Genomic DNA, 26,589 nt, shown 5'->3' on the forward strand with positions numbered 1-26,589 from the left:
CGACGCCAATTTTTATGTTGAACCTTTCTCTCGAAAGGTAGCTGGTAGCCGTTTTGTATAATAAGAACAATAGCCGATTTGAAATAGTTTTATAAAAAATATCTTTTTTTCAAATCAATTGTTGAACGGATTTTTCTCGTTTATATATTCCTTATTATACAACAAGTAGTTCTGATTTAAGTGGATTATCTAATATCTCAGACATAGACCATCATTTTAAATTTTCCACGACAAATCCAACCCAATCTTTTTGGGATATTGAAGGGTCGAGGTAATGATCTGGCTGTAGGCCTACATTGTCTATTGCCATTTTTGGGATCCGGTAGCTTTTCGACCTGCAGTACCACAGCTGAAATTCACCACTTGGCGAATCTACATGGTGCATATTTGATATATCCAGAGCGCCATAGGTGCTTTTCCCATAAAGTTTGACCTTGGCGCTCTGTTTTGCCTCGAGCAGAAACTGTTCGGTAGTACTACCACAATATTCGTTTATCAATATGGCTACCTTTTGCGGAAACGGAAGAATTCGATCCATGCTATCAATAGAGATAATATTTTCTTTAACCCGAACGTATTTGCCAAGGTTTAAGTTCAGCTTGTCATAGATATCTTTAAATTCTTTCCTTGACCTTTCATCATATAAGGTATCCTTAGAGAGCGACAACAATGCAGCGTTGTTCAACTCTGTGGAAAGCAATTCCAAACCTACTGTTCTAATAGGATTAGTATATAGGTAGGGAATCAATGAAGAATATGCATCATCAGATCCTCCTCCGTTGTTCCTTAGGTCAATGATCAGATTTGGCGTGTGAATAATTTTTTCATGGTTTACACGCAGAACGCTGTCGATGGACCTTTTATTAGACATATCGAAACTTGGTATACGGATATATACTGTCTTGTCTGAAATTTGTTCAAAGTAAGGACCACGGGAATATAAATAGTTTATATAACTTTTGACAAGAGGAGTATCTTTAAATGATTTGGACTTACGTACAAAAAAAGCCATACCATTGATATGGATCATATTGTTTCCGATAAATTCCACGGATACATTCTCTCGCGCGCTAAAATTTCTCATCCAGATTGTTGCTCGATAGTTTTCTCCGTTCTTATACAGCTTGAATTTCACCTGACCCTTATTCCAAGGGGTCTCTGGAGCATCCAGCACAACGCCTGTATAGCCACTATCGGTAGGAACTATACCAACTTTGTAAGGGGCGCTTTCCCATATGCCAATGGGTGAGGGCTCGCTTTCCTTATCAATCAGACGATTGAGCTCTTTTTCCTTTAAGGTTAATCTTTCATGCTTTCTGATTTTATTTTCATCTGGTTCAACGACTTGTACGGGTTCAGGTTCCTTTTTTAGATCAACAATTCCAAGATGTCCCTTCCTAAAGAATTTAAACCATTTATAAATCAAATTTGTACAGTCAGCTTTGTTCTTGGCCGCTTTCGCCATTTTCATTATTTCATCTGTGTGAAGGTCGTAGGCTTGTTGTCCTTTTTCCTTCAATATGTACTCAAATCCAGCGTCGTTTTTTTCGAAAGTGTTCTTGATCCATGTAATTTCAGCATGGCAATCGCATTGTGATCCTGCTCGTACCTTATTAATAGAGAGCAAAAAGGAATTGCACAGAATAAACCAAAATAAGAAGTTTTTAATGACTTTCATAATGTCTATAAATGTTAGGTTATTGGATGTAAATTTTTATTTCGTTTCAAAGACACACTATACCCAATAGTCGATCCATTTTGGTAATATGCTGATTTTAAGTAGTGAAATAGAATGGTTTGATACGGAAACTGTTCGGAAGCGGACATAATTGTTCGATAATGATCAGTAATAAAGGAATTCCACTCTTTGGATCGTTTGATCAGATGTGAAAAACTAGTTGATCGCGGGCTTAGAGCACCGACATCCTTGAGGAGTCAACAGATTATAGGATTGCTAAAGTAACTTTGAAATTTGAGAATTTTACCGAGGCTGACCTGGTTAACTTGGGGTGTTTGGGCAACGAATGGAAGGTGTCCAAATCGATCAATTCGTTTAAAAAAATCTTAATAACTAGTGGTCTGCCATACTAAGTTATAGGCAGACTACTAGTGAATTAAATATTTATTATAGCCACTTAGGGAGATCTGGCTTTTTTTACATCAAAGGGCCTAACTATGATCACTTACTTTCTCTTCACATTTTCTTGTACAGCAATTGTTGGACAGCCCCCTGGTTTTCAAAAGCCAATGTTGTTATCTTGGGGGGACAGCTTATTCACCTAATACCTTGACGATGGCCAAGCCTACAGCCTTGGCTGATTGCGGATTTTGGCCTGTGATCAATCTGCCGTCAACGGTAACATGCGACTGCCAAGGTTCGGATTTTTCATAGATTCCACCTATTGCCTTTAGCCTATCTTCTAATAAAAAGGGGACGACATTGCTGAGCTTTACAAGCTCTTCCTCTTCATTGCTAAAGCCGTTGACTTTTTTTCCTTTTATCAAATATTCACCGGTGCTCAGTTTGATGTTGGTTAAGCCAGCAGGTCCATGACATACAGCTGCAACAACGCCATTTGCCTCGTATATCTTGCTGGCAATCTTTGCGATTGCCGAGTCGAAAGGCAGATCCCACATTGCACCATGTCCTCCGGCGTAGAAGATGGCTTTATATTCTTCAGGTTTTACCTGAGAAGGTTTGAGTGAATGGCTGATTTTATTGTGGTAGTATTTATCCTCCCAGAATTTTTTGTTAATGGGATCATTCAGGTCAAATCCATCCACAGGTGGATTACCGCCCTGTGGGCTAAGGAAATCAATCTCATATCCAGCCGCTGTTAAAACCTCCCAGGGATGTGAGACTTCACCGAGATAATAACCTGTTTTTTCGCCTGTATTACCTTTTATATTGTGGCTAGTAACTACAAATAAAATTTTTGGTTTTCGATTTGTTGCATAGGAATGCATCACCACTAGGGTTAATAAAGCCGAAAATATTACTATCTGTCTAAAGAGTTGTTTTGCTTTCATATCGTTTTGATTTTCTTTTTGTTGGAACAAATTTCTTGATTTCGTATGGTAATTTGCCGTGACCTACATCACAAAATTAAAATTCACCTCCCCATTCCCACCATTCACCGAGTTTTCCAGTCCGTTAATCTAAAGCCCATAGGCTAGGGGCGTATTGTGTTGTAGTTTTGAGTCAACAAATAAGAACAACAGAACTAACACTATAAAATAAAGACATTATGAAAACGCTAGTAAAAACATTCGTAGCAGCAGCCCTAATCGCAGTATCAACCTTCGCTATGGCGGCAGATAAAACAGTTTCAAAAACTGAAAAAGTAACCGTTAATCTTTCCACAGCAGACTTTGCTCTTGAGCATTATGTTGCTGTAACTACTGAAGGCGAGTCGGCAGGTGTAGAGCAGTTATTCGCGACAGATTTCAATCAAAAAATCCAAGCTTCCAACGCACAATCTAACGGTCGTAGTGCAGTTGTCAAATCCTTGAAAAAGCAAAAAGGGGAGAAACTAAACTGTGTAGTAAGCACCAATATCCTCGAAGAGTCAGGGGATTACATGATTGCTAAGGTGACTTTGAAATTTGAAGACTTCACCAAGACTGATTTGGTGACTTTGGTACGTGAAGGTAATCACTGGAAAGTATCTAGTTCAGTCAACTCCTATAAATAGTCTCTAATAACTAGTGGTGAGTCCAGTCAACTCAGGGCTGACCAAAGTGAATCATATGTTTATTTAAGGCCACCTCGTGAGACGTGGCTTTTTTACGTCAAAAGGGCCTGATTCTCATCAGACCCTTTCTCTTAGCGTTTAATTATACAGTAATTTTTATGTTTCCTATCGTTTCCTCTTTTTTGTTTCGTCATCCAATGTTTTTGAAGACAATTGGATTTTCACTGTACGACGCCAATTTTTATGTTGAACCTTTCTTTCGAAAGGCAGCTTGTAGCCGTTTTGTATAGTAATAACAATAGCTGATTTGAAATAGTTTTATTGGAGTAGATTTTTTTGAAAAAGATCCGACGCTAATGCATATTGTGCTATAGTCTGGAATGGTGTAAAGATAGAAGCGCTCAGGAAAGCTTCATCACAAATGAAGAACCGACACCGATATCCAATTTTTGTACAAAAACGAACCATTTCTGAACAAATCAATACCATAGCGGAAAACTGCGGTGGCTATTTTTGTGTCGTACCCAATAAATCAATTTGATTAAACAACACCAATATCCAATATAGGATAAACTATAGGAGGGGCTGTTGCAATAGACTTAAAAATTATGTTCAGATACGAAATGATAAACAGACAGATAATATCAAATAGGATAATTAAAAGTATTTTTATCCTCTTATTTTGTGCTTCCGCGTCGCCTGGTTTTTCTCAAAAAAATAAAGTTCAAGGCAGTTCGCGCAACTCGGGGTATATCTTATTAAAGCCAAAATACGATGGTCATTCAGTCTTGCGCAACCCTTTAAATGGTTGGGTAATGTATGCGCCCCGCAATGCAGACGATTCGTATTGGGATATCGAATACTTTGTACCCGCATTGGGTAAAAAGGTAAAGGTCATCGACTATGCTTCGGCATGTTATGTACGCACAAGCTGGTCTTCTCTGAATCCCAGTGATGGTGTTTATGCCTGGGATGATCCCAACTCTAAAATAGGAAAGCTGATTAAAGGTGCGCAAAAGAGAGGACTTCCCATTGCACTGCGAATTGTGGTAGACGGTCGCGACCAGGGTCAAAATACGCCCAAATTTGTGTTTGACCACGGTGCCAAATATTATCTGGAAAATGAAAAACATCCCGATAGACAAACACCCTTTCCCCAAGATGCGGTATTTAGAAAATACTACAGCAAATTTATCACAGCCCTGGCCAAAGAATTTAATGATCCTGTAAAAACTTCTTTTATTGATGCCTATGGCTTGGGAAAGTGGGGCGAAGCACACTTTGTTGTCTATGAAGATCCAAAAGTGGCAACTTCCGAAAGTACTGAAAAAATAAAGGCAGAAACCTTGGATTGGGTAACCAGTTTATATGCTAACACATTCAACAAAGTACCTTTGGTTATTAATTACCATCGTTTGGTAGGGCATCCCGAAAGCTGGGGATCTGTAAACCCAAACAGTGAACGCTTATTGGAAAAAGCTATTGATAAAGGCTATAGCCTGCGCCAAGATGCTTTTGGCATGACCGGCTATTACCAGGACTGGGAAAAGAATTTTGCTAAAAAATGGAATTTTAAACGCCCTATAATTATGGAGGGCGGTTGGATTATCGCTCCAGGCAAGCACCGTTATTGGACCGATCCGAGTGGAAAATATAGAGAAGGGCACGATGAGGATGTGAGGAAAGGAGAGTTCGACCTCTCGGCTGAGGCCCATGTCAATATGATGGATTTTCGAGCGGGTGGAGAAACTGAATCCTGGTTTAAATCCTTTGACCTTGTCCAACGGTTTAATACAGAAGGGGGGTATCGCGTGTACCCAGACCAGATCAACTTGCCTCAAGATATCAAATCCGGTGCGATAGCGCTAATTTCCCATCGTTGGCAAAATACAGGCTGGGGTTATTTACCCAATAATATTCCACAGTGGAATTTCAAATATAAAGTGGCCTTTGCCCTGTTAGATGCCAAAGGGAATGTGAAAAAGGTCTTTGTAGATCATCAGAGTGAACCATCGGCATGGTTGAAAGGTGCTCCGAAGAGCTATGAACTTAACACAAAAATAGATCTACCTGCCGGAATCTATAGCTGGGCAGTCGCTATTGTCGATACGACAAAGGATAATAAACCGGCAATTCAGCTAGCCATTGACGAGGCTCCAACGATTCAGGGGTGGACAAAACTGTTAGCATTGCGGGTAAAATAACTTGACGAAAATTGTCACGATTGCTTTTTCGCCGCGCAATAATAATCGTTATGTATTTGATCAATACAGCATTTTGAAAACGAGGAAATTTAGTTGCTGAGCACATGCGCTTAGCATTTTATTAAGAATTAACACCTAATTATGATAAAACTGATCAATGTATATTTGGTATTGTCCCTGTTTTTTAGTCTGATCGCCGTTAACGTTGTCGCTCAGCAAAATATGACCAACGTTTATAGTAGGCGCCTGCAATCATTAAATGGAAAATGGGACGCTATTGTAGACTTATACGACCAGGGAAGAAAAAACCAAATCTACCTGAATAAAAAACCGGAAAACAAAGTCGATTTTTATGAATACGCTTTCGAGAATGGTCTCCGTTTAAACGTGCCTTCAGATTGGAACAGTCAAATGGCCGAACTTAAATATTACGAAGGTACCATCTGGTATGGGCGCAAGTTTGATGTGGTGAAAGAAAGTAACGAAAGGCTGTTCTTGTATTTTGCTGCTGTAAATTACCGTTGTCGCATATATCTCAATGGACAAGAGATCGCACAACATGAAGGTGGGTTCACCCCATTTCAGGTTGAAATAACGGATGTTGTTAAAGAGAACGATAATTTTTTGGCCGTTGAGGTCAATAATACCCGTCGGGCAGATGCCATTCCGGCAATGGCCTTTGATTGGTGGAACTATGGCGGCATCACCCGCGATGTCTTTTTAGTCAGCACGCCAAAAGTTTTTATCGACGATTATTTTGTTCAATTAGACAAAATCCAAGCAGATAAAATCAACGCCCATGTAAAGCTTTCGGATAAGTTGGCCAATTCCTCCATTACCATCGAAATACCGGAACTACGACTAAAACAAACGCTCAGGACAGATGCTCAGGGAGAAGTAAATACCTCATTTACGTCAAGAGAAATTAAACGCTGGTCGCCTGCTGCACCTAAGCTGTATAATGTGAAGATTTCAACGCAAGATGACCAGATAGAGGAGGAAATAGGTTTTCGCAATATTTGGGTAAAAGGGGAAGATATCTTTCTGAATGGCGAAGCTATTTTTCTCAAGTCCATTTCATTTCATGAGGAAATACCGCAACGCAAAGGTCGTGCTTTTTCACAGGCAGATGCGGTAATGCTGCTTTCGGAAGCTAAAGCTTTGGGCTGTAATATGATTCGTTTGGCTCATTATCCGCAAAATGAACATATCGTGCGAACGGCCGAAAAAATGGGTTTCTTGTTGTGGGAGGAGATCCCGATATGGCAGGGTATCGATTTTGAAAATGAATCGACCAAACAAAAAGCAGGTAAAATGATCCGTGAAATGGTCGCTCGTGACAAAAATCGTTGCGCACTCGCCTTTTGGGGAGTAGCCAACGAAACCCAGCCGTCCGAATCTAGAAATGCTTTCATCAGACATTTGATTGCAACATGCAGAGCCATGGACACGACACGACTTATTATCGCTGCATTTGATCTGGTGCATTTTAATAAGGAGAAAGAAATGTTTGTTATGGACGACCCCTTTATTAAAGAACTGGATGTGGTAGCCGTCAACAAATATTTGGGTTGGTACCACACCTGGCCAGTTTCTCCTGACAGAGCTGTATGGGATGTGGCAAAAGGGCAGCCTTTAATTATTTCTGAATTCGGAGGCGAGGCCCTGTATGGCAAAACGGGCGAAAAAGATGTTGTCAGTTCATGGAGTGAAGATTACCAAGCGACCTTGTACAAAAACAACCTGGAAATGTTTAAGCATATCCCAAACTTGCGCGGAACTTCACCTTGGGTATTATTTGATTTCCGTTCGCCATTCCGTTTTCATCCGACCAATCAAGATGGCTGGAACCGAAAAGGACTGGTCTCGGATCAAGGCTATCGCAAAAAAGCCTGGTATCTAATGAAAAAATATTATGAGAATAAATAAAACGTCAATCCTGGCGCTTCGAAAACAGTCCTTAAAGAAGATTTCACAATGATAATAGCTATTCGGCCTGGCGCGCAAAAATAGGTTACTGAAGAGAATGAAAACACATAAAAAATCGAAATATAAAATGCACGAATACAAGATAAGTATATACAAATACGTTAAAATGATATGCGTACTGGGGCTCTTAGTGCAAGCAACGTTGTTAAAGGCGCAAGATGTCATCGATTTATCGGGTACTTGGGGCTTCCAGACCGATGTAATGGATTTTCGCAGGGGGTCGCTGTCTCCCCGTTATAATCACGTTTTACAAGGAACAATTAAACTTCCCGGTATTACCGATGATTATCAGATAGGATATCAAAATCCCTATAAATATATTGACCGTCTGACCCGAAAGTACGAATATATGGGGCCGGCATGGTACCAGCGTGATATCGAAATCCCTGCCGACTGGAAAGGGAAGAAAATATTTCTATATTTTGAACGTACCCACTGGTTAAGTTCAATTTTTGTAGATACCAAAGAAGTTAGCAGCATCGATTATGTGAGTGTACCCCACAACCACGATCTAAGTAGTTTTTTAAAACCCGGAAAGAAGCATCGCATTACCATTTGTATCGATAACCGATTTCAGTACAACACGCATAAATGGAACCATGCACATACTGAATTTACACAGATTAACTGGAATGGTATCTTGGGAGACATGAAACTGCTGGCCATAGATCCAGTTTATGTGGAAGACCTTCAGGTATACCCAGATATCACCGATCAGTCCATAAAAGTAAAATTACGGGTAAATAATGCGACTAAAAAACAAGTAAAGGGCAAGATTTCTTTTGCTATCGCCGGAACAAACTACAGCCTTAAAAATGAAATCGCTTTGGCAAGTACCGATTCGGTTACGTATGTAGAGACGAATATTCCCTTAGGTAAACAGATTAAACTGTGGGATGAGTTTAACCCAAATCTCTATCGGATCAGCTGCCAGTTGACTACGTCCGATGGCAAAAACAGCTATCGGCATGAAAAATCGACCACCTTTGGCATGCGTGAAGTGAAACAAGGGAAAAACCATGTGCTGCTCAATAATCGCCCCATCCATTTAAGAGGCAATGTAGAAAATGCAGTGTTTCCAAAAACAGGTTATGCTCCGCTCGACGATGCCTCTTGGGAACGAATTATGCTGCTCATGAAGGAATACGGCATGAACCATTTACGATTCCATTCCTGGTGTCCTCCGGCGGCGGCCTTTCGCATGGCTGACAAGCACGGAATATATTTTGAGGTGGAAATGCCTATGTGGGGCAAAGATGCCGAACCCGACGAAGCCAGATATAACTTCTTCCGCCGGGAAATTAAAGCTATTTTAAAAGAATACGGCAACCATCCTTCCTTTGTTCTGTACTGCAACGGCAATGAAATTACTGGCAACTTCGACTTTATCGAGGAATTGACCGCCGAAGGCAGAAAGGCTGATCCCCGCCATCTTTATAGCGGTTCTACGGCACGAACGCGGGTTAAATCAGATCAATATTACGTGTCCCAGCAAACCAACAAAGGGGCAGTAAAGGTTTACGAAGGCCAGCCGGGAACCGATTGGGACAAGAATGTGGAATCTGATGTTGATGTGCCCGTCATTTCACACGAGTCAGGACAACGTTGTATCTACCCAAATTTTGATGAGATAAAGAAATATGCCAACAGCCCCGTAGAAGCACGCAATTTCGAGGTATTTAGAGATCTATTGCAGAAAAATGGCATGCTGGACCAGGCAAAGGATTTCTTCAGGGCATCTGGTGCGTTGACCGTCCTGGAGTACAAAGCGGTGATCGAAGCCTTGTTGCGATCAGGTAAATCTGCCGGTTTTCAGCTGTTGTCGATGAACGATTTTCCGGGACAAGGATACGCTCCCGTAGGCATTTTCGATCCTTTCTGGGACTCCAAGGGTTTGGTTACCGCTGAAAAATTTAGGCAGTTTTGTGCGCCAACTGTCACCTTATTGCGCTACGATAAAAGTAGTTTCTTCAACACCGAAACATTTAGAGGTAAAGCCGAAGTATATAATTTCAGCAATTCCGCTATTGAAAACGCAAAAATTAAATGGTGGTTGACCGATACCGCTGGCAAGGTATTGCAAAAGGGAACCCTGAAAAAGCAAACCATTGCCAACGACAGTGTATCGCCGGTAGGTAAATTTGAGATTCCCCTAAAAAACATCAGTAGCCAAAAGGTTACGGTTCATCTCGCGGTAAATGATACTATTAAAAATAGTTGGGACATCTGGGTATATCCCAAACATCAAGATCTGATGCAGTCTACAGCTAACGTATTGTACACCGATGTTTACGATGATGTTGCAAAAAGGCAGTTGGCCCAGGGCAAAACCGTGGTTCTTTATCCTTCGCCAGATAAGATAAAAGGACGGAAATCACTATTTCACAATCATTTTTGGAATCCTATTATGTTTGCTTGGGCACCCATGACGATCGGCAATCTGGTCCATCATAAGCAGGCCATGTTTAAGGATTTCCTTACTTCATACCATACCGATTGGCAATGGTGGGATATCCTGAACCATGCAAAAGTAATCGAAATGCAACATGCACCACAACAACTGCGTCCCTTTATACAGGTCATCGACAGTTACGACAATAACCAAAAATTGGGTATAGGTTTCGAAGCCAAACTGAACGGTGGGAAACTGTTGGTAATGGCATTGGATACCAAAAATGATATGGATAACCGTCCCGCCACCCAACAATTGTTGTACAGTATCGATAATTATGTGAAAAGTGCGAAATTCTCGCCGCAAGTGGCCGTGGATGAAACTTTTATTCAGTCATTTTTAACAAAATAAAAAGAGATTAACGATGGTAAAAGCAGTTTTATGGCCTATAGTGGCTTTTTTTTTAAGTCAAACCCTAATGGCGCAGGAAATTAAGGTAGAAGGGAAAGCCTCTGTATCGCAGGTTTATAAAAAAACTGTTGAGGCCGAAAGTGCATTATCTTTTAACGATTTGGACATCGAATCGGGCTATGTGCTTTATCAGACCGAGATAAATACCGATACCGAAAGCGAAGAACTGGAATTGGAAAACGTACGTGATTATGCCGTGGTCTATGTGGACGGCAGGTTACAGGGGACCCTGAGTGATCAGGACAAAACATTGACCATCATAGCAGAGCCGGGCAAACATACGCTCCAATTTTATGTAGAGAACATCGGACGAATCACCTATGGGCCAGAGATTACAGACAATTCAAAAGGACTGTTTGGTACCGTTAGTTTAGCCGGAAACGAACTTCAAAACTGGAAAATGATCCCATTAGATGTGCGTAATTATCCACTGAAGGATTTGGTTTTTGAACAAAAGGCAGTGAACGGCGGTCCCGGTTTTTACCGAGGTCGGTTTGAACTCAATCCGTCAAGCAAGAGCTATCTCAATATGACAGGTTGGGGAATGGGAGAGGTCTGGTTAAATCAAAAATATTTGGGGTCCTACTGGGAAGAAGAAAAACAACAGTCGATATTAATCCCTTCGGAACATTTAATATCCGGTCAAAATGAGCTAGTGATCTTCGAACTCAAAAACAATCAGCAAAAGAAGATAAGTTTGTCCCCAATACCTGTTTTTAAATAAATTGGCCCCGTGGGCTTCAGTTGGATCTGACTTGTCCAAAGGAGCTTAAACCGAAATTTCAACGCAGCTCTTTGCGTAATAAAAAGAGAATCGTAGCTTAAAAGAAATATTGTCAAAAAAAAAGCTCGGTGTTGACAACAACCTGGCATGCACAGAAATCTTTGATTAATCTAAATAGCTTTAGTAGCATCGGTAAATGAAAAAATACAGTCTGATCATTTGTTTTATCGTTTTTTGGGGGCAATCTGTTCTCGGTATTGATCTTTCGAGGTACAGGTTTCATCTGATGCCCGAAACTTCGTATTATGGCGGTATACAAAGCATTGCAAAAGACAGTATAGGACGTATCTGGTATACCGGACCCGATGCACTTTTTATGTACGATGGCAATAGTTTTTATCAGTTAAACGAGATTGTTTCTGCTATGAGACCAAAGCAGAAATGGGGCTATGGTTCTTTAATTCGGGATAAAAAAGGAAATCTATTTTTAGCTTCAGGACAGGGATTATTAAAATTCGATTACGAACGCTTTTCTTTTCATGTGGTGGTTCCTGGAATGATCCGTTCGGTTTGTGCACATAGCGATGGTCAGGTTTACATGCTGTCGGACAAGAGTATACTGCGCTATAATCCACAAAATGAACAAACGGAAAGCTTTTTATTGCCCAAAAACAAGTCTTTTCAAAATATATTGAGTACCCAAGACCAGGTGTTTTTAACCCAAGGCGCAATTGTGCATAAGGTAGAGATGACTAAAAAACGCCTGGCTCAGTTCGCCGATTTCGGAGGTTCGGCAAATCAGGTGAACGATGCCGTTGCATACCAGGGCTTATATTATTTTTTAACACAACGGGGCGGAATCCATGTAACAGATCTGACAGGTACCTTAAAGCAGAAGATCCCGGTAAGCGTGGCGGCAAATTCATCTGTTTTAACCAAAAAACTGTATCTGGATCAAACCGGCGTGATCTGGGTGGCTACACAAGCCGGATTATTTTTTTATGACCCTGCCAATAAAAGCAGCAGCGCCTTACGGATGAATCTGAACGATCCCTATTCATTACCTAATAACTCAATATGGACAATTTATCCAGATCCGGACCAAGGGGCATGGATAGGTACCTACGGTGGTAAAATAGCCTATTGTTCACTTTACGATTCCAGAGTGCGTTACTTTAAGCCTAGTCCGGGAGGCCTAAATCACCCCATTGTCAGTAGTTTTCAGGAAGATCATCTGGGAAATATATGGATTGGCACCGAAGGGGGCAGCCTGAATTACTGGAATAGAAAAAAAGATCAGTTTATTCGGCCCGAACAATCGCAGCGTAGTTCGTCAACTCCCCAAATGATTAAACGCCTGAAATTTGATGAAGCGAGCAAAAGACTATTGATTTCTGCCTATAATGGTGGTATCGGCGGTTATGATGTAGACAATCAACGTTTCAGCAGTTTTAATTTCCGTTCGCCAGAAAGCCAGCAACCGCTGACCGTTTATGATTTTGTAAACGATAATGAAGGCACCTGGTGGATGACAGATCCCGATAAGTCATTTTTATACCGCAAAAAGCGGCTAGGCAATATCGAAATGGTAAACGTCATCGACGCCAAGGGTAAAAAATTGAACCTGGAAGTCGAAGCCTTATATTTGAATAACCAAAATCAGCTCTGCTTAATTAGTCATCAAGGATTTTTTATTGTAAATCCCCATACGTTAAGCGTGTTGAAGCATTACATGGTTAACGATACTTCCTATTCCTCAAATTACCTGTGTAGCTATATATTGACCTCAAATGGTGAAGTATGGCTGGGAACATTGGGCAAAGGCGTAAATGTGCTCAAAAAAGATGGAACCTACATCAATTATAGTACAAGTAACGGATTCCCGGCCAAAATGGTATTTGGTATATTAGAAGATAACGCCACGAAAAATGTCTGGTTAAGTACCAGTGAGGGTCTTTTTTGTTTCAATAGGAAATCCCGACAATTTGAAAAAGCACGATTCTATCAGGAAAATAACATTGGTTCATTTTATATTCATGCCGCTTACAAAACTTCCAGGGGTGAAATGCTTTTTGGTGGCACCAATGGGTTTTTACTTTTCGATCCTGCATACCTCAAGAAAAATCCGCAAAAACCAAAGGTTTTTTTTACAGGATTTCTGGTCAATAATAAACTCGTGAAACCAGATGACGGCTCATCAATCTTATCGAAAGACATTGGTAGCCTTTCCAATCAAAAAGGAGATAAGATAAGGCTTTCCAGTAGCCAGTCCAATGTCGAAATTAAGTTTTCGGCAAATAGTTATCTATCTGCGGATAAAAATCAGTTTGCTTACCGGATGTTGGGGCTTGGCGAAGATTGGCAAATTAGTCATCCCAACCAGAAATCCGTACAGTTTCTTAATCTTCCGGGTGGAGATTACACCTTTGAAATCAAGGCTTCCAACAATGATGGACAGTGGGGCGATCAAATATCCAGATTGTACATCCACGTCGATCCCCCATTTTTCTTGTCCTGGTGGGCCTATTGTTTCTATGCAGCTCTTGTGTTTGCCTTGCTCTTTTTTATTATGCGATATTATAGCGATAAAAGAGTGTTTAAAGAGCGGCTGGCACTCGAGCGTTTAAAAGAGCGGAATATGCAAGAGCTGAACCAGGCACGCACCGACTTTTTTACCAATATCTCGCACGATTTAAAAACACCGCTAACTTTGGTGTTACAGCCGCTTAAACAACTCAAAGCAACGATTGAGGCTAATGATACTGCTTACGTTTACATGGATTTAATAGAACGGAATGTCTCCAGAATACAACGTATGATTAGCCAATTGCTGCGCTTTCGCGAAATTGAAAGTCAAAAAATAACGCTCAATCCGCAGATTGGCGATTTTATCAATTTTGTAAGGGATATATTTGGACTATTTGAGCTATATGCCAATAAAAAGGGCGTTGAAACCAATATTTCAGCCTATAAGGACAAGCTTTATCTCGCTTTTGATTACGATATCATCGAAAAAATATTGACCAATCTGTTTTCCAATGCTTTAAAATATACACCTGATAACGGGTATGTGGGGGTACGTATCTATAACGCCACGGCAGAAGAAAAAGAACGCTTATCGTCCTTAGATACGACAGATATTGAATACATCTCTATTGAAGTTTTAAATACCGGTGATTGTTTTTCGGAAGAACAGATTGCGACACTCTATACTTCTTTCAACCGCTTGACTTCCCATCGGCCTACTTTTGAAGAAAGTTCAGGACTTGGCCTTGCCATTGTAAAAGAACTGGTGGATGTGCTGGGAGGTAAAATATGGATGGTCAATAAGACCGATAAAATTTCATTTACCATTACCTTACCGTTAAGAAAGCAGGCCGGTTCAGGAGATATGCAGTCTAATGTGTATGATTATACCGTTTCTGAAATCGATGAGATCATCACCCAGGATACAGCAGCGCCTGAAAGAGGAACCGTCAGTATCAAAAAGACAGATAATATCCTGCTCATAGAAGATGACCAACAGCTTCGCGTCTACTTGGAGCAGCGTCTGGCCGAAAAATATAATGTATATACTGCAAGTGACGGAGAAGAAGGTTTAATTAAAGCTGAAAAAATATACCCGCAACTTATTATCACTGATCTAATTATGCCAAATCGGAGCGGTTTGGAAGTCTGCCGCAGCCTTAGACAAAATTTTAAGACCAGCCATATTCCTATTATCATGATTTCAGGTACCGGAGATGATAACCAGAATAAAATAAAGGCATTGGAATATGGGGCAAATGTATTTATTGATAAACCCTTTCATGTCGACTATCTACTGCAACAGACTGAAACCATTCTTAGAAATCAGCAGGAACTAAAAGAAAAATACAGCAAACATATTCAGGTGGATCCCTCCAATGTTACCGTCACCTCCATGGACGAGGAACTGTTGATTAAGGCCATTCAGGTCATTGAAGAAAATATTGACAATGCCAGTTACTCCGTGGAAGATTTTGTAGCAGATATGAATGTGGGAAGAACCATTCTCTATCAAAAAATTAATGATATTGTAGGCATGTCGATCAAAGAATTTATTTTGAATATGCGCCTGAAAAGAAGTGCTTACCTGTTGGAGAAATCGGACTTGACCGTAGCGGAGGTTGCTTACCAAACTGGGTTTAACAACGCCAAATACTTTAGTGTCTGTTTCAAAAAACAGTTTGAATTAAGTCCTTCGGAGTTTAAGAAAAAGGTTTCCAGTGGAAAGAAATAAGAAAAATAACCAATAATCGACCGATAAAGCCTTTCTGACTAGGTAAAGGCAATCCATATTTTTAAAAATCCTAACGATGATGAAAATTAAAATTTTTAGAAAAGTACTTCTGCTCACCTGTTTTATTTGCTTGTGTAATGTAATTTATCTGGCAGCAGCCGTCACCCACAAAGGGGATGAGACTTTTATCAGTCCCAATAAATATAAAACAGGTACCCAATCAGAACGCATTCAAAAAGCCATAAATGAAGCAAAAAACACGACTGGAAAAGTAGTCATCCCTAAATATGATGCGGTAGCGAAAAAAAGTGTCTGGCTCATTGATCAGGCCATTTTGCTTCCCGGTGATTTTGAACTCGAATTGAATAACTGTACCATTAAGCTATCGGATAAATGTCGGGATAATTTTATTCGTTCGGCAAATGTCGGACTGGCAATCAAAGACATAACCCCCTCAAAGAATATCAGGATTATTGGAAAAGGAAATGTCCTTTTAGAAGGAGCTGATCATCCCAGAGCTACAGGTGACCATAATAAAACCTTGTCCCTCAATCCCAGCGGATTTGGGCAATCTTATGGTACCGATGCAGGTAAGCCCGGAGAGAACCAAAAAGGCGGATGGAGAAACCACGCCATTATATTGGCTCACACCGATGTATTTGAGGTTAGCGGCATTACATTAAAGGATTATCATGGGCATGGGCTGGTATTGGAACGCTGTACAAACGGTAAGGTAAGCGATATTACGTTTAACGTGAGGCAGGCAGTAACTGTTGATGGAGCAGACAAACAGATCTTGAACCAGGACGGCATAGGCATACGTTTTGGCTGTAAAAATATTCTTATTGCGAATTGCAGAGGTAAAAGCGGTGACGACTTTATTAATATAGGGTTGACAGATACTGGAGTGGGAGCAGGTGAAGAAAATGTAAATGTGGTCAGTGGGTCGATATATCGGGGCGCAATCGACAACATTTCGACTATTTATCTCCAGAACTGGCAGGACTTCTACTCCATCTCACATCGATCCATACGGATTATGCCTGTGGGAAAACTTCGGATAAGCAATGTTTTTATCGAAAATATGGTCATCAGTCCGCTAGCACAGCAAGGTTTGGTGGTCGAGTATGGCGAGCACGTGCAGGGCTTATTTGTACGAAATTTAATCAGTCATCAGCCTATAAAAGCCAAAGGGGTCGCGCAGGCCAGTTTCCGTGATATCATTTATAAAGGCCGGGGTGAAGCTATCGATGTGCAACCAAGTGATATGGTTATCCTAGATCATCTAATGCGTATAAAAAACGAATAATAAAGTGCTCCTAATCTCCATTTTAGAGCGAAAAACACCTGTTTTTGCCTTTTGTACAAAATCAAACCATTTTCGTACAAAAACGAACCCTTTGAATTGGTGACGATTATAGTTTTGTCTTAACCAATTTTAAAAAGGAAAATATGTGTATAAAAATTCCTCCCGACCACGTGATCAGGCTCACGCAGGGTAATCCGAACTTTACAAAAACCAATAGCAAGGCTCAACGGAATTTTATGTTTCGTCACTAAGTCCGAAGACGAAGTCTTGCCATCAGCATTGCGCATGCATTTATAGCAATGAGATGTTATGTATCACAAAAATTTAAATTAAAAAAGCCTATTGAAGCAGACCTATTTTAAAATCATATTCTTTACGAGAAAGGGAAAGTAAAGAACGCAAGTAAATTTTAAACCAACCATTATAAATCAATGATACAAAAAATACATATCTGGCTCAGGAGCTGGATAATGAGCGCCACCCTATCGGTGGTAGCGACCAATTACGTTTATTCGCAAGCAACAGATCAAATAAATGTCAAAGGTCAGGTGACCAATGAGGCAGGAGAAGGACTTAAGGGTGTTTCGATTATGATTAAAGGGGCGAAAAACGGGGTACAGACAGATGCAAATGGTCATTATACCATTCGGGCGTCACGCACGGCTACGCTAGTATTCACCTATATCGGTTTCAATAACCAGGAAATAAAGGTCAATCCATCGGGAGTCAATGATGTAAAATTGTCGGGAAATAATGTTCTGGATCAGGTTGTTGTCGTCGGTTATGGTACCGCCAAGAAAAAAGATTTAACAGGAGGCTTGGCTGTCGTCGGAAAAGAGCAGCTAAGCATGGTATCTACCTCCAACCTGATGGATCGTTTGGTGGGACAGGTGGCGGGCTTCTCCATTACGACCGGCGAAGCTGCACCGGGAGCATCACAAACCCTATTGATAAGGGGAGAAAATTCAATATCGGCCAACAATAGTCCATTGATTATCCTGGACGGGATTCCCTACAGCGGATCCCTGGCAGATATCGATCCAAACAACGTCGAAAACCTTTCGATCTTAAAAGATGCCTCGGCTTCGGCTATTTACGGTTCGCGTGCGGCCAATGGGGTTATTCTGATACAAACCAAAAGGGGTGCATTGGGTAGAGCGCAGGTAAATTACAAAGGTTTGATCGGCATGGCCGAGCCCATGCAACGCATCAATGTCATGGGCCCAAATGAATACATCCGCTTTCAACAAGACATTGCCCGTATCAGGCAGGGATATACCGGTGCTTTGTTGGATCCTATTGCAGGCGATATTATTAGCGTAACGGAGCGTGGCAATTATGCGAAAGGTATTACTAACAATTGGCAGGATTACGTCTTTCGGAAAGCCATGACCATGGATCATCAGCTGAGCATTTCCGGTGGTACAGAGAATACAAAATATATGGCTGCTCTGGCAGCTTTAGACCAAGAAGGTGTGGTGTACAATTCCAAGTTGTCACGTTTAAATATAACCACAAATGTAGATCAGACTTTTAATAAGTGGTTAACGACTGGTGTTGGCCTGCAATATACCCGGAAAAGCGACGGTGGTATTACGCCCAATTTGGAACATGCCATAAAACAAAGTCCTTATGGCAGCTATAAAGACGAATCGGGAAAGTATGTGCCCGAGCCCATGGAGTATTCATTGATTGTCAATCCGATGCGCAACGTCAATGCCATTCAGGATAGGTATAATAACAACTTCTTTCTTTCTGGCTATGCCAATATTTTGCTACCTGTAGAAGGGCTCTCCTTACGATCAAATTTTGGTTATAATTACCGGAACGGATTTACCGGAACCTATTACGGGCGCAATACCTTTGAAGGCAGGGATCAAGGTACGCAAGCCGGAGGTAGTGCTTCTATTAACAATTCCAATTATAACGATTATACCTGGGAAAACCTGCTCAAATACGAGCGGCAGATCGGCGATCATCGTTTTGATGTGACGGGTTTATTCAGTATGCAAAAAACAAAAAGCTGGTCAACAGCCCAGAGCGGAGCAGGTTTTGTAACCGATGATACCGAATACTTTATGATCGGTTCGGCCAGCCGTCTAGTTTCCAACAGTGCTTCTTTATCGGAATCTGCGATGCTGTCATACATGGGCAGAATAAATTATGCCTATAAAGGTAAGTATCTATTGACCCTGACAGGACGTACAGATGGGGCCTCGGTATTTGGTATCAACAATAAATACGCATTCTTCCCAGTTGCCGCTGCGGCATGGCAAATTGGAGAAGAGCGATTTCTGAAAGATAATGCCAAATGGCTGGATATGCTGAAAATCCGTCTTTCTTATGGCGCCAACGGTAACCAGGCGATTACACCATACCGTACTTTAGACCGCCTATACTCCAATGTAAAATATATCTGGGGCGATGATGGTACTGCCGTTACGACAGCCTATTTGGCCGGTGATGGTGTGGGGAATCCTAATTTGAAATGGGAAACCACCTATTCGACCAACCTAGGGCTGGACTTTCAGTTATTTAATAACAGACTGGGGGGAACCATTGATGCTTATCTCTCTAAAACAAAAGATTTACTGATGACCCGCACTGTACCTATCATGAACGGGTATAACCGAATTTGGGACAATATTGGTGCGACTCAAAATAAAGGGATTGAGGTCACCTTAAACTCAGCGAACGTGAAAGGAGAAAATTTTCAATGGAATACAACGGCTGTATTTTCCTTAAATAGAGACAAAATTGTCGAATTGAGAGGGGATGGTATTGATGATATTGCCAATAACTGGTTTATTGGTCAACCATTAAGAGTATTCTACGACTATAAAATGATCGGCGTATGGCAAAATGGAGAAACCATTACTGTTGATGGGGCAGCGCCCGGAGCAGCCAAGCTGTACGATCGCGATGGTAACGGCAAGATAGAAGCCAGTGACCGAGTGGTCATCGGATCTAAAAATCCACGTTATACAGCTTCTTTAGCCAACCGGTTTTCCTACAAAAATTTTTATGCATCCGCGTTGGTTACAGGTGTTTTTGATGTATGGCGCGATGATCACATGGCCAATCTAGGGGCCTGGACTTTCGGAATTACCAACTATGTACACGATGCCAATTATTGGACACCGGAGAACCCCAATGCGACAATCGTTTCTCCGGGCTATCTCAATCCATTGGGGCACGGCTATTATAAAAAGGTGAGCTACGTACAGGTGAAGAACATCACCTTTGGTTATAAATTGCCACACAAAATTGCTAAAAAGATAGGTGTTAATGGTATTGATATCAACGCCAGCGTCAACAATCTCAATACGATTTCTAATATCAGAGAGGTACTCAACTACGACAACACCTGGATGGCCTCTTATCCAACAGCACGTTCGTATATGTTTGGCTTAAATGTAAACTTCTAATCGAATAGGACATGAAAATGAAAAATATTATCACAACAAGTTTGGGGCTTATCGTATTGGTTACCTTAGGAGGCTGTAAGAAGTTTCTGGAGGAAGAGCTGAAAACTGAACTGGCGCCGTCCAATACCTATACAAGCACCTACGGTTTCGAGGTGGGGAGCGCAGGTTTATATACGCTCACGCGATCAGAATACAATACCTATGGTGAGGGTGGCGCCTTTATCCACAATGGTGCCTGCCCATACGAAGCCTTGCAAGTCTCTACGGATATCGCCGATGCCATCAATAGCGATGGCTCGCTGACGGCTTTTGCCAACCTTACACTTACGGCCTCAGAGCGGTTTGTGGGAACCTACTGGAATTGGGCTTACAATCTTATTTCATCGGCAAACCTGATGTTGGTCTATTCCGAAAAAAATACCAATTGGGATACGCCGGAAGATAAAGCACGCTTTCAGGCTGAGGCCCGCTTCTTTCGCGCTTATGCCTACCGTACCCTGGTTTATCTCTACGGCGATGTCCCTTATGTGGAAACCATTCTGTATGATTTTCAGCTTAATTTTACCCGTACACCAAAAGCCGAAGTCATCAGACATATGGTAGACGACCTGAAGTTTGCCGTGGATAACCTACCTACCAATCCCGACGGTGTCAAAGAAGGGAAGCTGACCAAATGGGCGGCAAGCCATTTGCTGAGCGAAATCTATCTGTTGCAGGGCAATCATGCCGAAGCCGAAAAAGCCGCATTGGCGGTCATCAATAGCGGTTATTATACCCTCATGAAAAGCAGGTACGGTGTCAATGGCAGCAAACCGGGCGATGTATTTAGCGATCTATTTCTGGAAAATAATCAAAATAGAAAAAGTGGCAATAAAGAAAGTATATGGGTATTGCAATTCCAGTTTAACACAATCGGTGGTGGTACCAATTCGGATGACTGGACCCGCAGGGCATGGATACCCAATTATTCGACCATTACAGGATTTGTTCTGGCTGACACCCTGGGCGGCCGTGGTATCGCACAATTAGTGCCCATGAAATGGTGGGTAGGCACTACGGGTACAAATGCTTCAGGCAACGTGGCCGGTATTTTTGAAACAAATGATATCCGTAATTCAGGTTATAACATTAAACGCAACTGGTATTACAACAACGCGAACGAGGCTTCACTATACGGCAAGAAAGCTAATATTACCGAACAGACCTGGTTTACGACAAAAAGTTTATTTCCGGCGATTACCAAATTCTTTTACGGACGTACTGAAAATTTAAGTTTGACCGGTAGTTATAAAGACCGCATGAAATTCCGTTTAGCGGAAACTTACCTGTTGCTTGCCGAAGCCTATCTGGGGCAAAATATGCCTGATAAAGCTGCGCAAGCCGTCAATGAGGTGCGGAAAAGAGCCGGAGCATCCGAAATCACGGGCGCACAGATGAACATGGATTTCCTGCTCGATGAGCGTATCCGCGAATTAGTTGGCGAAGAAAGCAGAAGGTTTACCCTGGTGCGTACCAATACTTTGGTGGAGCGTGTCAAAAAGTATAATAATACGATCAAAGATAAAATCACGGACAACAATATCCTGTGGCCTATACCACAGGTGATCAGGGATGCAAATACAGGAGCGCCATTCCCTCAGAATCCGGGTTATAATTAATGGTAGTGGGAAGCTGTCTAAATAGTATTCGTATTTTCGGCAGTTTCCCCATCTGATGACAAATAGTAGCTGCGCCAGTCAGGCGAAAGATACGAACCAAATGTTAGTAAACATATAAACCAATGAAAATCATCAATTATTTATACAAAGTTTTATTTTTCATAGGCATGGTACTATGTCAGTTATCGTGCAAACAGGAAATACAGGATATACCCAAAGTCAATGAAACGATGGAACTTCAGCCCTCGTCCGAAATTATTACGCTGGACGAGGTCAATATGACCAAAGATATTGTCACATTTAACTGGAAGCCCGCCAGGGCGCAGTCAGATGATCATTTGGTCAGCTACAGTACGATGTTGGATGTGGTGGGAAACAATTTTGGGACCGGTACAGCCATATTCAACTACGAAGACGATAATGTATTCAGCAGAAGCTTTACTTCTGAACAATTACAAAATTGGGCAAACGAAAAGTGGGGCATATCCGCAAATAAGAGCTTTACGCTAGAGTTTAGAGTCGTTGCCCAATGGGAGGGCGGCGCTACTTTTGAGGCCCCCGAAGTACGGACCGTAAGAATTACAATAAACCCGATCAAGACAGTTGTTTTTGATGCTGATAAAGTGTTCTTGAGCGGAAGTGCCGTTGGTGAGAGCAAGGTGGAAATGCCAAAAACATTGGAAAATCTGGATCAGTATGCCTATGTATTGAACTTGCAGCCGGGCGAACTCGAAATTCCGGTCGAATTTAATGGAGAGACCAATTATGTCGTAACCTCCGATGGAAGCGGTGAACTAAACGATGGAAATGCCGTTGGTATTAAGATGAGAGAACGTGTATTCTCCTGGAAAATAGCAACTGCTGGAGAATACCGTGTCGTGGTCAACATGCAGAAGGCCACAGCAACAATCTATTCACCGGCAAAAGCGCTTGCTCCCAAAATAGTGACATGGACAGGAGACCAGCCTTATACAACTACTGTAGCCGATTTGTGGATGCACGGAAGTATCAATGGCTGGGGAACTCCTGTAAAAATGGATTGTCAGGTAAGTTTGGCCGATCCGCAGGTTTTAGTCTATACCGGTGGTAAAGTTGGGACTACCAAGTTTATCGTGACTGGAGATAACAGTAATAACAAAAACCTGGCTTACGCATTTAGTGCTCCGCTCACGTCTGCGGGTGTGGCCCAGACCTTGACGCTCACCCTGGGAAAAGCAACCGAACTGGGCGGGGGCACCGCGAGCGCAAATCGCAATTCTTATTTCACTATTCCGGCGACGACCAATGTGCTGATTTTTGATTTAAGAAACATGACAATTCTGGCGTTAAAACGGTAAACGGTCGTATAAAAGCGCATAAATTAACTTTAACATTTTTGAAAGTGAAAAATATAAATTATAAAAAAGCCTGTCTCAAAGCATTTACTGTCATGCTTTGCTTTCTAGCAGTGTCATGTAAGAAAGAAGGCGCCGATACTGAAAGAGCATTGTCGGGAACCTTGGTGAAACCCAGTTACAACAGGAGTTCCATGTTTCGTAACCCTTTAAACGGTTGGGTCATGTACGCTTCAGCTTCGGGCAATTCCTCTTATTGGGATACCCAATTCTATGTGCCTGACTTAGGTAAAACGGTCAAAGCGATTGACTATGCATCAGCCTGTTATATCCGTACCAGCTGGCGCACCTTTAACCCTGCAGACGGCGTATATGCCTGGCGGGATCCCAGTACCGCAATCTATAAAATGATCAAAGGGGCACAAGATAAAGGTCTGCCAATTGCCTTTCGTATCGTCGTCGACGGTCGAGACCAGGGAGCAAATACGCCGCAGTTTGTGTTCGATGCAGGCGCCAAGTATTATGTCGCCAATACTTCTTTTCCGGATAGAAAAACACCTGTGCTGCAAGATCCTATTTTTCGGAAATATTATAGCAAGCTGATCGAAGAATTGGCGAAAGATTTTAACGATTTAAATAAAACCTCCTTTGTCGATGCCTATGGACTCGGCTTGTGGGGTGAAGGGCATAGTGTCATTTATGAAGATCCTAATAATCCCTCCGGCCAAAATATTGAGGTGATCAAAGAAGAAGTTGTTGATTGGATTTCAGATGTGTATTCGAAGAACTTTACAAAAGTGCCTTTGCTGATCAATTATCATCGCTTAGTTGGCGACCCTGCGGGCAATGGAGCTCCTAATCCTAATTCAGAGAAGCTGTTGAATAAGATGATCAGCAAAGGATATAGCCTGCGTCAGGATGCCTTTGGAATGACCGATTATTATCAAAGCTGGGAGAAGAATTTTGCCAAGGTCTGGAATTTTAAACGCCCAATTATTATGGAAGGCGGTTGGATTACCACGGGCACACACCGTTACTGGACTGATCCAAGTGGTAAATACAGGCAAGACCATCCTGAAGATGTTCGGCAGGGCGAATTTGACAGCTCTTTGGAAGCTGCAGTAAACATGATGGATTTCCGTATCGGTGAAATTGAAAGCTGGTTTACCAAGTCCTTTACCTTATGTCAGCGTTTTATTTCTGAAGGTGGCTATCGCTTATATCCCGATCGTGTTTATTTACCAGAGAAAGTCAATTCGGGTACAGAAACGACAATTAACCACCGCTGGCGGAATATGGGCTGGGGGTATTTTCCAAACAATATTCCTCAATGGAACTATAAATATAAAGTAGCCTTTGCGCTTTTAGATGAAGAAAATAATGTGAAAGAAGTTTTTGTAGATGATAAAGGAGAGCCATCAACCTGGCTTAAGAATAATCCAATGGCGTACGAATTAAAAGCTAAGATCGGCGTTCCCGCTGGAAACTATACCTGGGCCGTAGCCATTGTAGATACCACAAATGAAAATGAGCCGGGAATAAAACTTGCCGTGAATGGTGATCTGACCAGTACCGGATGGTTAAAGCTATTGAAAGTACAGGTACAATAAAAAGTACCAAATGACAATCAAAAACAGCCGCCACTACTTATTTGGTGGCTGTTTATCGTTTCCTCTTTTTGGTTTCGTCATCCAATTTGTTTTGAATACTATTGGATTTTCACTGCTCTACGCCAATTTTTATGTTGATCCTTTCTCTCGAAAGGTAACATGTAATTTGACGAAGAATTCTTAGACACAATAAAAACTTCAGTTAAAAAAGTTGATAAACAAATTATTGATTCTCAATTGAGATATGTGCCAGTATGGATTCAGAAAGAAATATGCTTTATCAATCCTAAAATTATGTGGTTAAATCTTAACACGGAACAAAAGAGTCTTGTTCTAGATCAATTAAGCAGTATAATGGGATTGCCAGTTTTTGTTATTGAAAAAGACTGGTGGGTCTGCATGCGTGAAAATATGATAGTGGGAGAAAGTCTAACATAGGAGGATCTTCTAATAAGTATCAGAAAAATTCAAGATAGCATGAATTGTTAAAGGGCAAAATAGCGAAATATTCTAAGCGATTAAGAAAATATAGTCACGATAAAATAACCTTTAGATATCACAGCAATCTATATGATTCTACTAAATTTTTAGACGCTTTTGATATTATAACTGATAAAATATACAATAAATCATACTCAGATTAAAAGCTGCATGGCAAATTATAGCTCCCCAAATAGCTCCTGATTTCACCTTGAAGAAGTAAAAAAGTCTGCTCACAAAATACATTGACAAACACCAGATGAGTGCGGGTATGAAAAGAAAATGCCAACCGCCGTGCAGGTATACTAGTCCGAAATGTGCAATGTGGGTTAAGGCAAACGCCGAGCTATCTAGTATTGACGCTCCACGATTTCCAAATCTCGAAACAAAGGTTTCATGAACTATTCCTCTAAAATAAAGTTCTTCACCAAAGGGACTAAATAACATTCCTGTACCAGCCATGATGAGGAACATTTGCCTTTTTGCCTCTATCGTTAAATCTGGGGGAATCTTATAAGAATTCGCGATATATACATACCAGTTTTGATAACTGTCCTGATAAAGTGATTTACCCAAGAGGAATAACAAATAAGCATATAAGCAACCACAAATAAAAGCTATGCACAGCCACGTATAATTTTTAGGTCTGTTCCACCCAATGGCCTTCATACCCTTTTTATTCAAGAACATGAAAGGAACAATAAAAGATAACAGCATTATTAAACCAATAAAACGATAATCGGCATATTGATTAGCGTGGAGCACCATAATAAATCTTGGTACACAAACTATTAGAATTAGAAATAAACCAAATTTCCAATTGAAGTTTAGAATATTATTCCAAAAGCTTCTTAAATAAGGGTTCATAAAAGGTATATTTTTAATGGGTTGCTGTAAGATAGCAAAAAAACTTTCTCTTTTCACCTCCCCATTCCCGCCATTCACCGAGTTTTCCTGTCCGTTGGTCTAAAGCCCATAGGCTTGGGGCAGATTGTGTCGTAGTTTTGAGTCAACAAATAAGAACAATACTTAAG

Annotated in this window: 14 protein-coding genes; 11 read left to right on the forward strand and 3 right to left on the reverse strand. The window is 41.2% G+C overall.

Annotated features, from left to right (window positions below; translation table 11 throughout):
* Window positions 1–211 precede the first annotated feature (211 nt).
* Both HMAT_RS18795 and HMAT_RS18800 read right to left on the reverse strand, forming a co-directional pair.
* Window positions 212–1,678, reverse strand: a complete 1,467-nt coding sequence (locus HMAT_RS18795; RefSeq protein ID WP_104384385.1) for a S41 family peptidase — start codon at window positions 1,676–1,678, stop codon at window positions 212–214.
* A gap of 593 nt (window positions 1,679–2,271) precedes the next feature.
* On the reverse strand, window positions 2,272–3,030 hold the full coding sequence (locus tag HMAT_RS18800; protein WP_199768708.1) for a type 1 glutamine amidotransferase domain-containing protein: 759 nt from the start codon (window positions 3,028–3,030) through the stop codon (window positions 2,272–2,274).
* Window positions 3,031–3,248: 218 nt separating this feature from the next.
* Here HMAT_RS18800 and HMAT_RS18805 point away from each other — a divergent pair, with 218 nt between their 5' ends.
* From HMAT_RS18805 to HMAT_RS18855, 11 genes are all read left to right on the forward strand, one after another.
* Entirely contained in the window at window positions 3,249–3,695 is a 447-nt protein-coding gene (locus HMAT_RS18805) for a nuclear transport factor 2 family protein (RefSeq protein ID WP_104384386.1), read from the forward strand.
* A 608-nt stretch (window positions 3,696–4,303) separates the two neighbouring features.
* Window positions 4,304–5,899, forward strand: a complete 1,596-nt coding sequence (locus HMAT_RS18810) for a DUF4832 domain-containing protein (RefSeq protein ID WP_233789450.1) — start codon at window positions 4,304–4,306, stop codon at window positions 5,897–5,899.
* Between the two features lie 141 nt (window positions 5,900–6,040).
* Window positions 6,041–7,828: a glycoside hydrolase family 2 protein gene (locus HMAT_RS18815; protein ID WP_104384388.1), complete on the forward strand. Its 1,788-nt coding sequence runs from the start codon at window positions 6,041–6,043 to the stop codon at window positions 7,826–7,828.
* A gap of 166 nt (window positions 7,829–7,994) precedes the next feature.
* Window positions 7,995–10,691: a sugar-binding domain-containing protein gene (locus HMAT_RS18820; protein WP_104384480.1), complete on the forward strand. Its 2,697-nt coding sequence runs from the start codon at window positions 7,995–7,997 to the stop codon at window positions 10,689–10,691.
* Window positions 10,692–10,758: 67 nt separating this feature from the next.
* A complete protein-coding gene (locus HMAT_RS18825) occupies window positions 10,759–11,475 on the forward strand; it encodes a hypothetical protein (protein WP_233789452.1) in 717 nt (238 codons plus the stop codon).
* Between the two features lie 196 nt (window positions 11,476–11,671).
* Complete coding sequence (locus HMAT_RS18830) at window positions 11,672–15,736, forward strand: hybrid sensor histidine kinase/response regulator transcription factor (RefSeq protein ID WP_199768709.1); 4,065 nt, start codon at window positions 11,672–11,674, stop codon at window positions 15,734–15,736.
* Between the two features lie 76 nt (window positions 15,737–15,812).
* Window positions 15,813–17,045, forward strand: coding sequence for a glycosyl hydrolase family 28 protein (locus HMAT_RS18835; protein WP_158655992.1), 1,233 nt, complete (start codon window positions 15,813–15,815; stop codon window positions 17,043–17,045).
* A 431-nt stretch (window positions 17,046–17,476) separates the two neighbouring features.
* On the forward strand, window positions 17,477–20,473 hold the full coding sequence (locus tag HMAT_RS18840; RefSeq protein WP_104384392.1) for a TonB-dependent receptor: 2,997 nt from the start codon (window positions 17,477–17,479) through the stop codon (window positions 20,471–20,473).
* Window positions 20,474–20,484: 11 nt separating this feature from the next.
* Window positions 20,485–22,131: a RagB/SusD family nutrient uptake outer membrane protein gene (locus HMAT_RS18845; RefSeq protein WP_233789454.1), complete on the forward strand. Its 1,647-nt coding sequence runs from the start codon at window positions 20,485–20,487 to the stop codon at window positions 22,129–22,131.
* 122 nt (window positions 22,132–22,253) lie between these two features.
* Window positions 22,254–23,468: a SusE domain-containing protein gene (locus HMAT_RS18850; protein ID WP_199768710.1), complete on the forward strand. Its 1,215-nt coding sequence runs from the start codon at window positions 22,254–22,256 to the stop codon at window positions 23,466–23,468.
* A 44-nt stretch (window positions 23,469–23,512) separates the two neighbouring features.
* Entirely contained in the window at window positions 23,513–25,075 is a 1,563-nt protein-coding gene (locus tag HMAT_RS18855) for a DUF4832 domain-containing protein (RefSeq protein ID WP_233789456.1), read from the forward strand.
* A gap of 603 nt (window positions 25,076–25,678) precedes the next feature.
* Here HMAT_RS18855 and HMAT_RS18860 read toward each other — a convergent pair.
* Entirely contained in the window at window positions 25,679–26,422 is a 744-nt protein-coding gene (locus tag HMAT_RS18860) for a CPBP family intramembrane glutamic endopeptidase (protein WP_104384484.1), read from the reverse strand.
* Window positions 26,423–26,589: the final 167 nt, after the last annotated feature.

Source organism: Sphingobacterium sp. HMA12 (assembly GCF_002933815.1).
In the GTDB taxonomy this organism is placed as follows: Bacteria; Bacteroidota; Bacteroidia; order Sphingobacteriales; family Sphingobacteriaceae; genus Sphingobacterium.

Bases quoted from the DNA above. Each gene is read 5' to 3' on its own strand.
- HMAT_RS18850 (WP_199768710.1), top strand. From the start codon at position 22,254: ATGAAAATCATCAATTATTTATACAAAGTTTTATTTTTCATAGGCATG.
- HMAT_RS18835 (WP_158655992.1), top strand. From the start codon at position 15,813: ATGATGAAAATTAAAATTTTTAGAAAAGTACTTCTGCTCACCTGTTTT.
- HMAT_RS18830 (WP_199768709.1), top strand. From the start codon at position 11,672: ATGAAAAAATACAGTCTGATCATTTGTTTTATCGTTTTTTGGGGGCAA.
- HMAT_RS18860 (WP_104384484.1), bottom strand. From the start codon at position 26,422: ATGAACCCTTATTTAAGAAGCTTTTGGAATAATATTCTAAACTTCAAT.
- HMAT_RS18845 (WP_233789454.1), top strand. From the start codon at position 20,485: ATGAAAATGAAAAATATTATCACAACAAGTTTGGGGCTTATCGTATTG.
- HMAT_RS18795 (WP_104384385.1), bottom strand. From the start codon at position 1,678: ATGAAAGTCATTAAAAACTTCTTATTTTGGTTTATTCTGTGCAATTCC.
- HMAT_RS18810 (WP_233789450.1), top strand. From the start codon at position 4,304: ATGTTCAGATACGAAATGATAAACAGACAGATAATATCAAATAGGATA.
- HMAT_RS18805 (WP_104384386.1), top strand. From the start codon at position 3,249: ATGAAAACGCTAGTAAAAACATTCGTAGCAGCAGCCCTAATCGCAGTA.
- HMAT_RS18815 (WP_104384388.1), top strand. From the start codon at position 6,041: ATGATAAAACTGATCAATGTATATTTGGTATTGTCCCTGTTTTTTAGT.
- HMAT_RS18800 (WP_199768708.1), bottom strand. From the start codon at position 3,030: ATGAAAGCAAAACAACTCTTTAGACAGATAGTAATATTTTCGGCTTTA.
- HMAT_RS18825 (WP_233789452.1), top strand. From the start codon at position 10,759: ATGGCGCAGGAAATTAAGGTAGAAGGGAAAGCCTCTGTATCGCAGGTT.
- HMAT_RS18840 (WP_104384392.1), top strand. From the start codon at position 17,477: ATGATACAAAAAATACATATCTGGCTCAGGAGCTGGATAATGAGCGCC.
- HMAT_RS18820 (WP_104384480.1), top strand. From the start codon at position 7,995: ATGATATGCGTACTGGGGCTCTTAGTGCAAGCAACGTTGTTAAAGGCG.